Raw genomic sequence first — 14,439 nt, forward strand, 5'->3', positions numbered from 1 at the left:
CACCGTGATCCGGACCTTCCTTCTTTCGCTCGCGGTCGGGGCGGCGCTCTGCGCCCCGACCACCATGCCAGTCGCCGCTCAGGAGCAGACCCAGACGCTTGCTGACATCCGGACCGACCTTGCCCGGCTAGCGGGTGATCTGCAGGCGCTGAGAGCTGAGCTCGTCCAGGGCGGGTCGTCCGCGATGCAGGCGGCGGGCGGAGCCTCCGCGCTCGAGCGGATGAACGCGATGGAGGCCGAGCTTTCGCGACTGACCTCACGCACGGAAGCGCTGCAGAACAAGATCGACCGCGTCGTGTCGGACGGCACGAACCGGGTGGGTGACCTCGAGTTCAGGCTTTGCGAGCTTGAGGACGGCTGCGATCCGGCGAACTTGCCGATCACTGCCACCTTGGGGGGCGGCGGGGCGGCGGCGGGGACCAGCGTGACCGCCACGGCCCAGTCGACGCTGACCGGGCAGGGCACGACTGGCGGGCCGGAACTTGCCGTGAGCGAAAAGGCGGATTTCGACCGGGCCAAGGCCGCGCTCGACGCCGGCGACTACCAGGGCGCAGCAGAGCAGTTCGCGGCCTTCACGCAGACCTATACCGGCGGACCATTGACCGGCGAGGCCCAGTATCTGCGCGGCGAGGCGTTGATCCAGGCGGGCCAGACAGCGGATGCGGCGCGGGCATATCTGCAGTCGTTCTCCGGTCAGCCGGACGGTCCGCGCGCACCATCGGCGCTTCTGAAGCTTGGCGCGGCGCTCGGCACGCTCGGCCAGACTCAGGAGGCCTGCGTGACGCTCGGCGAGGTCGGCGTGCGCTTCCCGACCGCGCCCGAAGCGGTCGAAGCCGGAACGGCGATGCGCGCGCTCAACTGCCAGTGACGTCGGGCGACTGGCCGCTGTCGGAAGGCGCCGACGCCTTCCTGCTTCAATTCGTCGCAAATGCGCTTCCGGGGGAGGCGCCGGCAACCCTCGGCGTAGCCGTTTCTGGTGGAAGCGATTCCATGGCGCTTCTGAGCCTCGCTCTGCGGGTCCAGGCGCATCGCGGCGGCGTTGTCTGTGCGGTGACGGTCGATCACGGTCTGAGGCCCGAAGCCGCAGATGAGGCGCGCTCCGTCGCGGCGTTTTGCCGGTCGATCGGGGTCGAGCACGACACGCTCCGCTGGGACCACGGCGAGATCGAGGGCAACCTTCAGGACCAGGCGCGGCGTGCGCGCTACCGGCTCATCGCCGACTGGGCGCAGCGCGAAGCCATCGGCCATGTCGTGCTAGGCCATACCGCCGACGATCAGGCAGAGACGTTTCTCATGGGGTTGGCGCGCGAGGCCGGGATCGACGGGCTGTCAGGCATGCGGAAGGCGTGGGTTCAAAACGGCACCCACTATTCACGGCCGCTGCTCGGGGTCACCCGGACGAAACTCAGGGACTATCTGAACCGGCAGAATATCGACTGGATCGAAGACCCGTCAAACGTGGATGAACGGTTTACACGGGTGAAGGCACGCCGCGTGTTGAAGACGCTGAAATCGCTTGAAATCACAGTCGAAAAGCTTTCCGGCGTCGCGGTAAATCTTGGCCTCGCCCGGCAGGCGGTCGTCGAGTCAACCGGCGAAGCGGCGAAGAAGGTGGCGAAGACGTCGGCGGGAGAGGTCGTGCTGGATCGGGCCGCGTTCCAACGCCTCGGGCACGAGGTGAGCCGACGCATTCTGATCAGTGCACTGCGCTGGGTCTCGTCTTCCGAATACGCGCCCCGTGCCGATGCTGTTCTGCGCGTCCGGCATGCCATCAAGGAGGGGCGCGACGCCACGCTGTCGGGATGCAAGATCAAGGTCGGCGACGCTGATGTGCGGATTGCTCGCGAACCGCGCGCTGTTGCAGGACTTGAAGCCCCGACGGACCAGATCTGGGACGGCCGCTGGCGATTGATGGGCAGGCACGACCCACGGCTGACAGTGCGCGCGTTGGGCGCGGAGGGTTTGCGCAGATGTCCCGACTGGAGCAGGACCGGCCACAGCCGCGCGGCGCTGATCGTCTCCCCGGCGATCTGGCGGGGCGATGCTCTCGTCGCCGCGCCGGTCGCGGGTCTGGACAACGGCTGGGCGGCGGAAATCGTCGCGGGTTATCACTCATTCCTCATATCGCATTGAACCCCGCCCGCTTATCTCTATTTTAGGTAGGAGCCACGCGCCCGCGCGCGAGGTCCATTGTTTGTTTGGAGGACATCCCTTGGGTAACGCGAGAAACATCGCCTTCTGGGTCGTGCTGTTCCTATTGATCCTGGCGCTGTTCAACCTGTTCGGCAACGGGCAGACCACGATGAACTCCCGCACGCTCACCTATTCGGACTTCATCTCGAAGGTCGAGGCGGGTGAGATCAGCGCCGTTGTGATCGACGGCGAACAGATTCAAGTTCAGGCCCGCGACGGGACGACGTACGTGACGATCAAGCCGGACGGGGGCGAGCTGAACGACAACCTCGTCGAGACCCTTCTGGCCAAGGACGTGGCGGTGAAGGCCGAGCGTCAGCAGCAGTCGGGATTCTTCTCTCTCCTCGGTGTCTGGCTGCCGTTCCTCGTGCTCATCGGCGTCTGGATCTTCTTCATGAACCGGATGCAGGGCGGCGGACGCGGCGGCGCGATGGGTTTCGGCAAGAGCCGGGCGAAGCTTCTGACCGAGAAGCATGGCCGGGTGACCTTCGACGACGTCGCGGGAATTGATGAGGCTAAGGAAGAACTCGAGGAGATCGTCGAGTTCCTGCGCAATCCGCAGAAATTCTCGCGCCTCGGCGGCAAGATCCCGAAAGGCGCGCTGCTCGTCGGCCCGCCGGGCACCGGTAAGACGCTTCTCGCGCGCGCCATCGCCGGCGAGGCGGGCGTGCCGTTCTTCACAATCTCGGGTTCCGACTTCGTCGAGATGTTTGTGGGCGTGGGCGCGAGCCGCGTGCGCGACATGTTCGAACAGGCCAAGAAGAACGCGCCCTGCATCGTCTTCATCGACGAGATCGACGCCGTGGGCCGGAGCCGTGGCATCGGCTATGGCGGCGGCAATGACGAACGCGAGCAGACGCTGAACCAGCTTCTGGTCGAGATGGACGGGTTCGAGGCCAATGAAGGCGTGATCATCATCGCGGCGACCAACCGGCCGGACGTTCTGGACCCCGCGCTCCTGCGACCCGGCCGCTTCGACCGGCAGGTGCAGGTGCCGAACCCCGACATCAAGGGCCGCGAGAAGATCCTTCATGTCCATTCCCGCAAGGTGCCGCTCGGTCCCGACGTCGACCTGCGCATCATCGCGCGCGGCACGCCCGGCTTCTCGGGCGCGGACCTCGCCAACCTCGTGAACGAGGCGGCGCTTCTGGCGGCGCGGATCGGCAAGCGGTTCGTCACGCTCGAGGATTTCGAGAAGGCGAAGGACAAGGTCATGATGGGGCCGGAGCGGCGGTCGATGGTCATGACCGAGGACGAAAAGAAGCTGACCGCCTATCACGAGGCGGGCCATGCCATCGTCGGCATCCACGTGCCGCAGCACGACCCGGTCCACAAGGTCACGATCATTCCGCGCGGCCGGGCACTTGGCGTCACCTTCTACCTGCCGGAGCGCGACAAGCTGTCGCTGACGCGCGAGGCGGCGCTGTCGAAGCTTGCCTCCGCGATGGGCGGCAAGGCGGCCGAGGAGCTGGTCTTCGGCGAGGACAACGTCACGAACGGCGCCTATTCTGACATCCAGCACGTGACCCAGCTCGCGACCGCGATGGTCAGCCAGTGGGGCATGTCCGAGAAGCTCGGCAACATCAACTATACCTCGACGCAGGAAAGCTTCCTCGGCAGCCAGTCGCATTTCAATGCCTCGGACGAGAGCCGCGAGATCATCGACCAGGAGGTCCGACGGCTCGTGGACGAGGCCTATGAGCGCGCGAAGCAGATCCTGCAGGAGAACTGGCAGGAGATGGAAAACCTCGCCCAGGGGCTTCTGGAGTACGAAACGCTGACCGGCGAAGACATGATGCGCGTCATCCGCGGCGAGCCTCCGAAGGCCGGCGACGACGACGAGGACGGCTCGGACAAAGGCAGCGCCGTGCCATCCCTGACCGCGATTCCGAAGACCAAAAAGCCGAAGGCGCCGAAAGGCGGCGGGCTGGAGCCTGAACCCTCGACCTGAAGAGGGTTCGGGCGCCGCGCGAAAGGAACGGCCATGCCGGGTCGCAGTGACTGGAACCCCGAAAGCTATGCGCGCTTCGGCGATTTGCGGCTGCGGCCCGCGCTGGATCTTCTGGCACAGGTAGGCGATTTGCCGGAGGGCGACGTTGTCGACCTCTGTTGCGGCAACGGCGCGGCGGGCCCGGCGCTGGCCGCGCGGTTCGGCGATACGCGGCGCATCTTCGGCCTCGACGCCTCGCCCGCGATGCTCACGGCGGCGCGGAAGGTCGGCTGCTATGACCGCCTGACCCAAGCCGATGTCGCGGAGTGGAGACCGGACGCCTCGGTGGCGCTGATCTTTTCCAATGCCGCCTTGCACTGGATTTCTGATCATCACCGGCTGATGTTGCGGCTCGCTGACTACCTTGTGCCCGGCGGTGTCCTCGCGGTGCAGATGCCCCGTCAGTATGGCGCGCCTTCGCACCGTTTCCTGCGCGATTTCGCTGCCGAGATGTTTCCCGACCGGTTCGACCTGGCGAAGTGGAAGGCACCTGTCGCTCCGCCTGTGGAGTATCACCGGTTGCTCGCGCCCCTCGGCCAAGTGAATGTCTGGGAGACGGACTATGTTCATCGTCTAGAGCCGGCGGAGGTCGGACATCCCGTCCGGAAGTTCAACGAGTCGACCGCGATGCGCCCGTTCCTTGAGCGGCTCGAGACCGCCGAAGTGGACAACTTTATCCGCCGCTATGATCAGGCGCTCGAGGCGGCCTATCCGGTCGAGGCGGACGGGTCGGTGCTGTTCCCGTTCCGCCGGCTGTTCTTCACGCTTTCCGTCTGAAAGACGATCCCCATGCCCGTGCTCGTCCCGACCGAATCATACGCCACGATCGTCTGGCTCGGCCATGTGGCCGACCGTGGCGCGTCGCTGCGCGCCAAAGCCTTGCGGGAAATCGCCGCACAGTTCGAAGGCTTCGAGGGCGAAGCGCATTCGGGGCTCACGCGTCCATCGTGCAGCCGCGTTGCAGAGCTCTATCCCGAAGGAACGGAAGTTCGGAACACGCGCCAAGTGACGATCCTGAGCCGCGAAGAGCTTGGGGCGATCGCGGCGGAGATGGGGCTGACCGAACTTGATCCAGGCCTGCTCGGCGCGTCGATGGTCGTGGAGGGCGTTCCGGATTTCAGCCATGTGCCACCTTCGTCGCGGCTTCAGAGCGAGAGCGGCGCGACGCTGGTCGTCGACCTGGAGAACGGGCCCTGCATCTGGCCAGGCAAGGAGATCGAGAAGGACCATCCCGGGTTCGGGTGGAAGTTCAAGTCCGCCGCGCAGGGGCGTCGCGGCGTGACCGCCTGGGTCGAACGTCCGGGCGTCTTTCGGGTTGGCGCACGTCTCCGGCTATTCGTGCCCGATCAGCCGGTCTGGTCGGGCGACACGCGATCACGCTGAACAGGACGGCCCGCGAAATCGTCGCGACACGCGGCGCGGTTAACGCGGGGGGCGGGTGTCGTCGAACTCCGCGGTCAGAAATCCGGACGCCATACGGTGCCAAGAATCGGGCGACTGTTCGGCTGCGTGGCGCCTGTGTTCCATCGTACGCCCGTGTTTCCGATCCGAAACGGGTCGCAACCGACGCTGGCGGTTCCGGCGGTGGAAACGTCGCAATCCAGCCTTGTTCTGCGGCGCCGCTTGGCTATAGCCGGGTGCAACGCAAGAAAGCGACCGTGGCCGAGGGAGAGAGAATTTCATGGCTTTCAAGACCGATATCGAGATTGCCCGCGAGGCGAAGAAGAAGCCGATCCAGGAGATCGGCGACAAGCTCGGCATCCCGGGCGAGCATCTTCTGCCCTACGGCCACGACAAGGCGAAGGTCAGCCAGGAGTTCATCACCTCTCTCGAGGGCGGGAAGGACGGCAAGCTTATCCTCGTCACCGCGATCAACCCGACGCCTGCGGGCGAGGGCAAGACGACAACGACCGTGGGCCTCGGCGACGGTCTGAACCGGATCGGCAAGAAGGCGGTGATCTGCATCCGCGAAGCGTCGCTCGGGCCGAACTTCGGCATGAAGGGCGGGGCGGCGGGGGGCGGCTATGCGCAGGTCGTGCCGATGGAGGACATGAACCTCCACTTCACCGGCGACTTTCACGCGATCACCTCGGCGCACAACCTGCTGTCGGCGATGATCGACAACCACATCTACTGGGGCAACGAGCAGGAAATCGACATCCGCCGCGTCTCCTGGCGCCGGGTGATGGACATGAACGACCGCGCGCTGCGCGAAATCGTCTGCAATCTTGGCGGCGTCGCGAACGGCTTCCCGCGCCAGACCGGCTTCGACATCACGGTGGCTTCGGAGGTCATGGCGATCCTCTGTCTCGCGAAGGATCTCGATGACCTGCAGGAGCGGCTCGGCAGCATCGTCGTGGCCTACCGGCGCGACAAGACGCCGGTCTATTGCCGCGACATCAAGGCCGACGGCGCGATGACGGTGCTTCTCAGGGACGCGATGCAGCCGAACCTCGTCCAGACGCTCGAGAACAACCCCGCCTTCGTCCACGGCGGACCGTTCGCGAACATCGCGCATGGCTGCAACTCGGTCATCGCCACGAAGACGGCACTGAAGCTCGGCGACTACGTGGTGACGGAGGCGGGCTTCGGCGCCGATCTCGGGGCCGAGAAGTTCTTCGACATCAAGTGCCGCAAGGCCGGGCTGAAGCCCGCCGCAGCGGTCATCGTCGCCACGGTCCGCGCGATGAAGATGAACGGCGGCGTCGCGAAGGCCGACCTTGGCGCGGAAAACGTCGCGGCGGTGAAGAAGGGCTGCTCCAATCTCGGCCGCCACATCGCCAATACCAAGGGCTTCGGCGTGCCGGTCGTTGTGGCGATCAACCACTTCGTCACCGATACCGACGCAGAGGTCCAGGCGGTGAAGGACTACGTGGCCGAGCAGGGCTCGGAGGCGATCCTCTGCCAGCACTGGGCCAAGGGTTCGGAAGGGACCGAGGAGCTGGCCCGGAAGGTCGTGCAGATCGCCGAGAGCGGCAGCGCGAATTTTGCCCCGCTCTATCCCGACGACATGGGCCTCTTTCAGAAGATCGAGACTGTCGCGAAGCGGATCTACCACGCCGACGAGGTCCTGGCCGACAAGTCGATCCGCGACCAGCTGCATGCCTGGGAGGAGGCCGGCTACGGCAACCTGCCGGTCTGCATGGCCAAGACCCAGTATTCGTTCACGACCGACCCGAACCGCCGCGGCGCACCCACGGGACATTCGGTGCCGGTGCGCGAGGTCCGGCTGTCGGCCGGCGCGGGCTTCATCGTCGTCATCTGCGGCGAGATCATGACGATGCCGGGCCTGCCGCGTACGCCCGCGGCGGAAGTGATCCGCATCAACGACGCGGGCGATGTCGAGGGTCTGTTCTGAACAGGGTGCGCCGGGGCGGGGCATCGAACCCCGCCCCGGCGCGCGTCTTGCGCAGCCCCTGAAGGGTGCGCATTCCGCCGGGCGCCTGCGTCCGGCCGGCAAGCTGAAGGAGAGTGGGGATGAGTGCGAAGATCATCGACGGCAAGGCGTTCGCCGCCAAGGTGCGCGGCCAGGTGGCCGAGCATGTCGCGCGGCTGAAGAAGGAGAACGGGATCACCCCGGGACTGGCGGTGGTGCTGGTCGGCGAGGACCCGGCGAGCGAGGTCTATGTCCGCTCGAAGGGCAAGGCGACGGTCGAGGCGGGGATGAACTCCTACGAGCACAAGCTGCCGGCGGAGACTTCGGAGGCCGAGTTGCTCGCGCTGATCGACAAGCTCAACAACGATCCGAACGTGCACGGGATTCTCGTGCAGTTGCCGCTGCCGAAGCATCTGAACTCCGATCTCGTCATAAACTCGCTCGACCCAGCCAAGGACGTGGACGGCTTTCACATCTCGAATGTCGGGCTCCTGGGCACCGGTCAGAAATCGATGGTGCCCTGCACGCCTCTGGGGAGTCTTATGATGCTGCGCGACCATCTGGGCTCTCTCTCCGGTCTCGACGCCGTGGTCGTCGGGCGCTCGAACATCGTCGGCAAGCCGATGGCGCAGCTTCTTCTTGGCGACAGCTGCACCGTCACGATCGCGCACAGCCGCACGAAGGATCTCGCCGGGGTCTGCCGCAAGGCCGACATCCTCGTCGCCGCCGTCGGACGGCCCGAGATGATCCCCGGCGACTGGGTCAAGCCGGATGCGACCGTGATCGATGTCGGCATCAACCGGATCGAACGCGACGGCAAGACGAAGCTTGTGGGCGACGTGCAGTTCGAAAGCGCGGCCAAGGTCGCGGGCGCGATCACCCCGGTGCCCGGCGGCGTCGGCCCGATGACAATCGCCTGCCTCCTGGCCAACACGGTGACCGCCTGCTGCCGCGCGAACGGGCTCGCCGAGCCGGAGGGTCTGACTGCCTGAACTCAGGCCGGATCGACAGGCACCATCGTCCCCTGCAGGAGCGCGACGAGCTTGCGCTTGCCATCGGTCTCGGCCTCCACCTCGGCGGTGACGACGGTCAGCCGGCGGCCGGCCCTGACGACGCGGCCGGTCGCGATCAGGCAGTCGCCTAGGGCGGGGGCCATGAGGTTTATCTTCATCTCGGCGGTCATCACCTCGGACCCGTCCGCCATCAGGGTGAGCGCCGCATAACCGGCGGCGGAATCACCGAGCGCGAAGGTCAGCCCGGCATGACCCGCGCCGTGCTGCTGGCGGGCGTTCTCGCGGACCGGCGCGGCGATGACGCAGCGCCCTGGCGCGACCGCGACCATTTCCGCCCCGAAGGTCGTCATCAGGCTCTGCGCGCCGAAGCTTTCGCGCACCTTCGCCTCGCGCGCCGGATCGATCGTGTCGGTCATGCTGTCTCCTTCCGCCGCGGCATCGGGACGGGCCGCGCGACGCGCCCGGTGAGGATCGCGAGAGCGCCTGGCGCCATGAGGTCCGAGAGCGGGGCGTCGTGCGAGTTCAGACCGCCTGTATAGGTTCCGTATGCGGGCAAGACGACGCGCGCGCCATCGACGAGGAAGCAGCGCCGCGCCTGTCCGGCGAGCCGCGCCTTCGGGTGATAGTGCCCCGAGATCTCGCCGACCGCGCCCCGCCGGGCGATGTGGCGGAAGATCAGGGATCCGAGCGTCAGTTCCGCTCGATGTTCACCGCCCAGCGCGACGGGACCCGGATCGTGGTTGCCCTCGATCCAGATCCAGCGCCGCCCGGCCATGAGCCGCGCGATCCAGAGCGTGTCGCCTTCGCCGAGGCGCGCGGCCTGAAGGTCGTCGAAGCTGTCGCCGAGGCAGATCACCGTGCGGGCGCGGGTTGCCTCGATATCGGTCTCGAGGCGGCCGAGCGTCTCCGCGACCTCGTAGGGCGGCAGGAGCGCGCCCGCGCGGCGGGCAAAGCGCTCCGACCGGCCGAGATGCAGGTCGGAAACCGCGAGGCACCCTTCGGACCGCCAGAAGAGGGCGCCCGAGGGAAGGGCGAGCAGGTCGGCGCCGGCAAGAGTGAAGGCGTGTGCGTTCATGTCTTGTTCCTGCACGGGAGGACGAAAAAAGACAACCGCTTCTTTTATCTTGCTGAAGATACCTCTTGGGGGTCCGGGGGCGCGAAGCCCCCGGGCGTCAGCCCTCAGCCAAGCCCGGCCTCTTCCATGAGCCGCTGCGCCGCCTCGTCCAAAAGGCGCTCGCGCGCCGCGCCTTCGACCGGGACCCTGCCGACTTCGAGGAACATGGGCGCCGCGAAGGGCGTCACCCGCGGCAGGGCGAGATGATCGATGCGCGGCCAGACGCGGTCGAGCATCGCCTCGATCCGGCCGAAGCTCACGAGGCCGCGCATCGCCTCCTCGCGCGTGACCTGCAAAAGCAGGTGATCGGGATCGTAGCGGCGGAGCGTGTCGTAGAGGATGTCGGAAGAAAACGTCGCCTGCCTGCCGGATTTCCTCTGGCCGGGATGGTTGCGGGCGATGAGCCCCGCGATGAGGGCCACGTTGCGGAAGGTCCGCTTCATCACCGCGTTGCCGGCGAGCCAGGTCTCCAGCCCCTCCCTGAGCGCGGCCCGGTCGAAGAGCGGGGCCGGGTCGCCAACGGGATCGAGCCCCCAGATCAGGGTCGCGTAGTCGGTGGCGACGAAGCCCAAGGGGTTCAGCCCCTCTTCCTCCATCCGCTTGGTGATGAGGAGCCCGAGCGTCTGCTGCGCCGCCTTGCCGGCGAAGCCGTAGATGCAGAGATGCGCGCGGCCCTCGGCGGGGAAGGTCTCGGTGAGAAGCCGGTCGGGCGCGGGCAGGCGCGACATCTCGCGCTGGAGGCTCAGCCATTCGGCGGTGTGAGCGGGCAGGTCGGGCCAGCTTTGCTGGCGGAGCATCCTGAGGATGCGTTCGGAAAGCTGGGTGGAGGTGGAGAACTTGGTGCCGGAAAAGACCGCGATCTTCGGCTCGCGGCCGGGGGCAGGCGAGACCTCCAGCACCATCTCGCGCAGGCCCACGTAGCGCACGACCTTGCCGCCGATCAGGAAGGTTTCGCCCGGCGTGAGGGTCGAGGCGAAGGCCTCCTCGACCTCGCCCAGAGGCTGGCCGCCGTGGCGGTTCTGCCAGCGCACCTTCACCATCTCGGCATCGGTGATCGTGCCGATGTTCATGCGGATATCGCGTGCCGCGCGCGGGTCACGAAGGGTCCAGAGCCCGTCGCGCAGCATCAGCCGCTGCCAGCGGTCGTAGGCCCTGAGCGCATAGCCGCCGGTCGCGCAGAAATCGAGGCAGTCGTCGAAATCGGGCCGCGAGAGCGTCGCGTAAGGCCCCGCGCCGGTGACCTCGGCGTAAAGATCATCCGCGTCGAACCCGCCGGAACAGGCGGCGATCAGGATATGCTGGCACAGGACATCGCGGGGACCGGGACCGCGCGGGTCGCCGTCGAGGTCGCGTTCCTCCACCGCCTGAAGCGCGGCCTGGCATTCGACGACTTCCCAGCGGTTGGCGGGCACCAGCAGCGCCTTCGACGGCGCGTTGTAGCGGTGGTTCGCGCGCCCGATCCGCTGCACCAGCCGCTTGACGTTCTTCGGCGCGCCGACCTGGATCACGAGATCCACGTCGCCCCAGTCGATGCCGAGATCGAGCGAGCCGGTGCAGACGACCGCACGCAGCTTGCCCGCCACCATCGCCGCCTCGACCTTCTCGCGCGCCTCGCGGGCGAGCGAGCCGTGATGGATGCCGATCGGCAGGCCCTCTTCGTTCGCAAGCCAGAGGTCTCGAAAGAAAAGCTCTGCCTGCGCGCGCGTGTTGTGGAATATGAGAGTCGTCCTGTGGCGGCGCACCTCGGCGAGTACTTCGGGGATCGCGTAGCGCCCGCCGCCGCCCGCCCAGGGGGGCGGGGTATCGGTCATCAACATCGAGATGTCGGGATCGGGGCCGGGATCGGCATGGATGATCTCGCAGGGATCGGGGTGGCCGGCGAGGAAGCGGGCGATCGCGGCGGGGTCCTCCACCGTCGCCGACAGCCCGACCCGGCGGAGACCGGGCGCGAGGCGGGAGAGCCGGGCCAGCGACAGCATGAGTTGATCGCCGCGCTTGGATTCGGCGAGCGCGTGGACCTCATCGACGATGACGCGGGACAGGCCGGCGAAGATGCGCGGCGCGTCCTCGTAGCTGAGTAGCAGCGCGAGGCTTTCTGGCGTTGTCAGCAATATATGGGGTGGGTCGGCGCGCTGGCGGAGGCGCTTGGTGTAGCTCGTGTCACCGGTGCGGTCTTCGATCCGGATTGGCAGGCCCATATCGCTCACCGGTCTCGTGAGGTTTCGCCGAATATCAGCGGCGAGCGCCTTCAGGGGCGAGACGTAGAGCGTGTGGAGCCCCGCTCGGCTGCCATCGGCGAGTTCAGCGAGGCTCGGAAGGAAACCCGCGAGCGTTTTGCCGCCGCCCGTCGGGGCGACCAGCAGCAGCGCGGACGCCGCCGCGCGGTCATAAAGAGCCTGCTGGTGGGGGTGGATCTGCCAGCCCCGGGCAGCGAACCAGTCGGTGAAAGGGGCGGGCAGGGCGCGCATGAGCCCAGTCTATGCCCGCCGCCGGTCGCTGAAAAGTCAGTGGATCGCGCGCGACTTCATGCTGCCGAAGAGCGTCTCGAACGCGCCGGGCGGCGTCAGATGCGCGCTCGTAAGTGCGGTGTCGAGCGCGCATTCGACGTCCTTGATGAGCGTGCTGACGCTGAACTCCCCTCCCGAGCCCGGCTGCATGAACTCGATGATCTCCTGGGCAAACGCGGCGGGGGTTTGCGCGAACGTGTCGCCGGTCATCTCTATCATGCGCGCCTCGTCGATGCCCTGCGCCTCGGCCCAGTCGAGCGCGATGCGGGTCATCGCGTTCGATGACGCCGCAAGGAAGTCGTTCATCACCTTGGCGGCCATCGCCGTGCCGAAACCGCCCATGCGGATCGCCTGGCGGCCGAGATGATCGAAGATGGGCGCCATGTGCCGGAGGTCCTCGACCGGCCCGCCCAGGAAGAAGCTTACCCGCGCGTCCGATATGGCGCGGGCGCCGCCCGCGAAAGGGGCGTCGATGAGCGTGATCCGGGCCGCGATCCGACCACGAAGCGCGCGCACGTAGCGCGGCGACAGCGTGGCCGAGATCACGATGCGGCAAAGATCGGGCGCCGTCTTCGCGAAGGCTTCGTTCTCGAACAGAAGCGCCTCCGCCTCTGCGATGTCGCGTGGCAGAAGAATCAGCGTGTCGATGCCTGCGGCGAAGGTCTCGGCCGCAGTCTCGCCCGTATCCGGGCCAAGCGCTGCGCCGTATCCCGATGCCGCGACGCCGGCCTTGCGCAGGTGGTCGAGAAAGGGGCGCGCGGCACGGCCGCACCCGGCTATGCCAATGCGCCGCATCAGTGAATGATCTTTTCGTCTCGGACGAACATGTTCGCCCAGGCCCGGTCGATGAGTTCGGGGGTCATCTGGTAGGGGATGCCCTCGAATTCGCAGATCGCGATCATCTGGTCGATCAGGAAGACCGGCTGGTAGTTCGCGTAGATGTTTTCGATCGTCGGGTATTTCACCTTGAGCAGGTGGAGAAGCGCCTTTTCGTCAAGCGGCATCTTCTTTTTCTTCGCCACCATCGCGAAGATCTTCAGGAACATCTCCTGGTTCGGCCCGTCGATCTTGATCTTGAAGAAGATCCGGCGCAGGGCCGCCTTGTCGAAGATCTCGTTCGGGTGGAAGTTCGTCGAGAAGATCACGAGCGTGTCGAACGGCACCTCAAACTTTTCGCCTGACTGGAGCGCGAGGATGTCGCGGTTTTCTTCCAAGGGAACGATCCAGCGGTTGACGATCTTCTGCGGCGGTTCCTGCTGACGGCCAAGGTCGTCGATGATGAAGACGCCGCCGGTGGCCTTCATCTGCAAGGAGGCGGTGTAGGTCCGCGCGGTAGGGTTGTAGGTGAGGTCAAGCATGTCGAGCGAAAGCTCACCACCCGTGATCACCGTCGGGCGTTCACACAGTACATAGCGGTTGTCGAAGCGGTTCGACGAACGCCGAAGCGAGTTCGGGTCGTCTTCGGACTGTTCGGCGGCGGAATGCACGATCGGGTCATAGACGGTAATGACCTGGCCCGCATATTCGATTGCGCGGGGAATGAAGATCTTGTCCCCGATCGCGTCGCGGATGCCGTTCGAGATGGAGGACTTACCGTTGCCCGGCGGCCCGTACATCAGGATGGAGCGGCCTGCGCCGACGGCCGGACCAAGATGGTCGAGCAGCTCGTCCGGCAGGATCAGGTGACCCATCGCGCTTGTGAGCTGCTGGCGCGTCATCTGGACATTGCGGATCGACTGCTTCTTGACCTGTTCGTAGTACCGTTCGAGGGGCACAGGCATCGGCCCGTAGTACTCGGACTGCGACAGCGCGTCGAGCGCACGCGCCTTGCCCGCATCGGCAAGCTGATAACCCATCTCGCCGCCCGAATTGGCGTGCAGCGTACCCGTCGCCTCGAGAAGCTTCTGAGTGCGCGCGAGGTCAATGAGCTCCTGAGCGACCGGGATCGGCAGCGCCACGGAGCGCGAGATCGCGGACACGGTTTCGATGTTCATGCGGAACATCGTCTTGAGAAGGATGTCGCGCATCATTACGGGCGAGAGGCCGGTTTCTTCCAGCGATCGGGGCGCAGTCGGCGCGATCACGTTCGGCACCTGCATGTTCATGGGTTCAGACCTTCCTCGACAGCCGTTCGGTCGCGGCAGGCCCCTAGGAATTCCGCAGAACGATCCCCTTTTGGCCCCGCGATGGGATTCACATAGGCACTTTGCCGAGCTAATGTGGCCAAAAAATGGATCAAATTAGCC

At 66.3% G+C, this 14,439-nt stretch carries 12 protein-coding genes; 7 read left to right on the plus strand and 5 right to left on the minus strand.

All coding sequences use genetic code 11. The annotated features are described in order from the left end of the window. The first annotated feature begins 7 nt into the window (after positions 1-7). The 7 genes from ybgF to folD all read left to right on the plus strand — a co-directional run bounded on the left by ybgF (position 8) and on the right by folD (position 8,551). Positions 8-868, plus strand: a complete 861-nt coding sequence (gene ybgF / locus DEA8626_RS18050) for a tol-pal system protein YbgF (RefSeq protein WP_438502449.1) — start codon at positions 8-10, stop codon at positions 866-868. Further along, positions 865-2,133, plus strand: coding sequence for a tRNA lysidine(34) synthetase TilS (gene tilS, locus DEA8626_RS18055; protein ID WP_497706970.1), 1,269 nt, complete (start codon positions 865-867; stop codon positions 2,131-2,133). The genes ybgF and tilS overlap by 4 nt, the downstream gene beginning before the upstream one ends. A 79-nt stretch (positions 2,134-2,212) precedes the next feature. Further along, positions 2,213-4,144, plus strand: coding sequence for an ATP-dependent zinc metalloprotease FtsH (gene ftsH / locus DEA8626_RS18060; RefSeq protein WP_108854591.1), 1,932 nt, complete (start codon positions 2,213-2,215; stop codon positions 4,142-4,144). Between the two features lie 33 nt (positions 4,145-4,177). Beyond that, positions 4,178-4,960 (plus strand): methyltransferase domain-containing protein, encoded by a 783-nt coding sequence (locus DEA8626_RS18065; protein ID WP_108854592.1) that lies wholly within the window; start codon positions 4,178-4,180, stop codon positions 4,958-4,960. A 12-nt stretch (positions 4,961-4,972) separates the two neighbouring features. Continuing rightward, complete coding sequence (locus DEA8626_RS18070) at positions 4,973-5,566, plus strand: MOSC domain-containing protein (protein ID WP_108854593.1); 594 nt, start codon at positions 4,973-4,975, stop codon at positions 5,564-5,566. A 298-nt stretch (positions 5,567-5,864) separates the two neighbouring features. Continuing rightward, the gene (locus DEA8626_RS18075; RefSeq protein ID WP_108854594.1) at positions 5,865-7,541 is read left to right on the plus strand and encodes a formate--tetrahydrofolate ligase; all 1,677 of its coding nucleotides are present in this window, start codon (positions 5,865-5,867) and stop codon (positions 7,539-7,541) included. A gap of 119 nt (positions 7,542-7,660) precedes the next feature. Further along, a complete protein-coding gene (gene folD, locus DEA8626_RS18080) occupies positions 7,661-8,551 on the plus strand; it encodes a bifunctional methylenetetrahydrofolate dehydrogenase/methenyltetrahydrofolate cyclohydrolase FolD (RefSeq protein ID WP_108854595.1) in 891 nt (296 codons plus the stop codon). A 2-nt stretch (positions 8,552-8,553) separates the two neighbouring features. Here the strand turns inward: folD and DEA8626_RS18085 are convergent, their stop codons facing one another. The 5 genes from DEA8626_RS18085 to DEA8626_RS18105 form a co-directional block, all read right to left on the minus strand. Then, entirely contained in the window at positions 8,554-8,988 is a 435-nt protein-coding gene (locus DEA8626_RS18085) for a PaaI family thioesterase (RefSeq protein ID WP_181366512.1), read from the minus strand. After that, positions 8,985-9,647, minus strand: coding sequence for a ligase-associated DNA damage response endonuclease PdeM (gene pdeM, locus DEA8626_RS18090; RefSeq protein WP_108854596.1), 663 nt, complete (start codon positions 9,645-9,647; stop codon positions 8,985-8,987). Before pdeM ends, DEA8626_RS18085 begins: the two co-directional genes overlap by 4 nt. 104 nt (positions 9,648-9,751) lie before the next feature. Further along, complete coding sequence (locus DEA8626_RS18095; protein WP_108854597.1) at positions 9,752-12,154, minus strand: ligase-associated DNA damage response DEXH box helicase; 2,403 nt, start codon at positions 12,152-12,154, stop codon at positions 9,752-9,754. 36 nt (positions 12,155-12,190) lie between these two features. Next, a complete protein-coding gene (locus DEA8626_RS18100) occupies positions 12,191-12,988 on the minus strand; it encodes an NAD(P)-binding domain-containing protein (RefSeq protein WP_108854598.1) in 798 nt (265 codons plus the stop codon). After that, positions 12,988-14,298 carry a DUF8689 domain-containing protein gene (locus DEA8626_RS18105; RefSeq protein ID WP_108854599.1) on the minus strand — a complete coding sequence of 437 codons (1,311 nt, stop codon included), beginning with the start codon at positions 14,296-14,298 and terminating at the stop codon, positions 12,988-12,990. Before DEA8626_RS18105 ends, DEA8626_RS18100 begins: the two co-directional genes overlap by 1 nt. Between the last annotated feature and the right edge of the window lie 141 nt (positions 14,299-14,439).

The organism is Defluviimonas aquaemixtae, assembly GCF_900302475.1.
GTDB lineage: Bacteria > Pseudomonadota > Alphaproteobacteria > Rhodobacterales > Rhodobacteraceae > Albidovulum > Albidovulum aquaemixtae.

Coding starts and splice junctions, on each gene's coding strand:
- DEA8626_RS18075 (WP_108854594.1), top strand. CDS start 5,865: ATGGCTTTCAAGACCGATATCGAGATTGCCCGCGAGGCGAAGAAGAAG.
- DEA8626_RS18105 (WP_108854599.1), bottom strand. CDS start 14,298: ATGAACATGCAGGTGCCGAACGTGATCGCGCCGACTGCGCCCCGATCG.
- folD (WP_108854595.1), top strand. CDS start 7,661: ATGAGTGCGAAGATCATCGACGGCAAGGCGTTCGCCGCCAAGGTGCGC.
- DEA8626_RS18065 (WP_108854592.1), top strand. CDS start 4,178: ATGCCGGGTCGCAGTGACTGGAACCCCGAAAGCTATGCGCGCTTCGGC.
- DEA8626_RS18095 (WP_108854597.1), bottom strand. CDS start 12,154: ATGCGCGCCCTGCCCGCCCCTTTCACCGACTGGTTCGCTGCCCGGGGC.
- pdeM (WP_108854596.1), bottom strand. CDS start 9,647: ATGAACGCACACGCCTTCACTCTTGCCGGCGCCGACCTGCTCGCCCTT.
- DEA8626_RS18070 (WP_108854593.1), top strand. CDS start 4,973: ATGCCCGTGCTCGTCCCGACCGAATCATACGCCACGATCGTCTGGCTC.
- DEA8626_RS18100 (WP_108854598.1), bottom strand. CDS start 12,988: ATGCGGCGCATTGGCATAGCCGGGTGCGGCCGTGCCGCGCGCCCCTTT.
- DEA8626_RS18085 (WP_181366512.1), bottom strand. CDS start 8,988: ATGACCGACACGATCGATCCGGCGCGCGAGGCGAAGGTGCGCGAAAGC.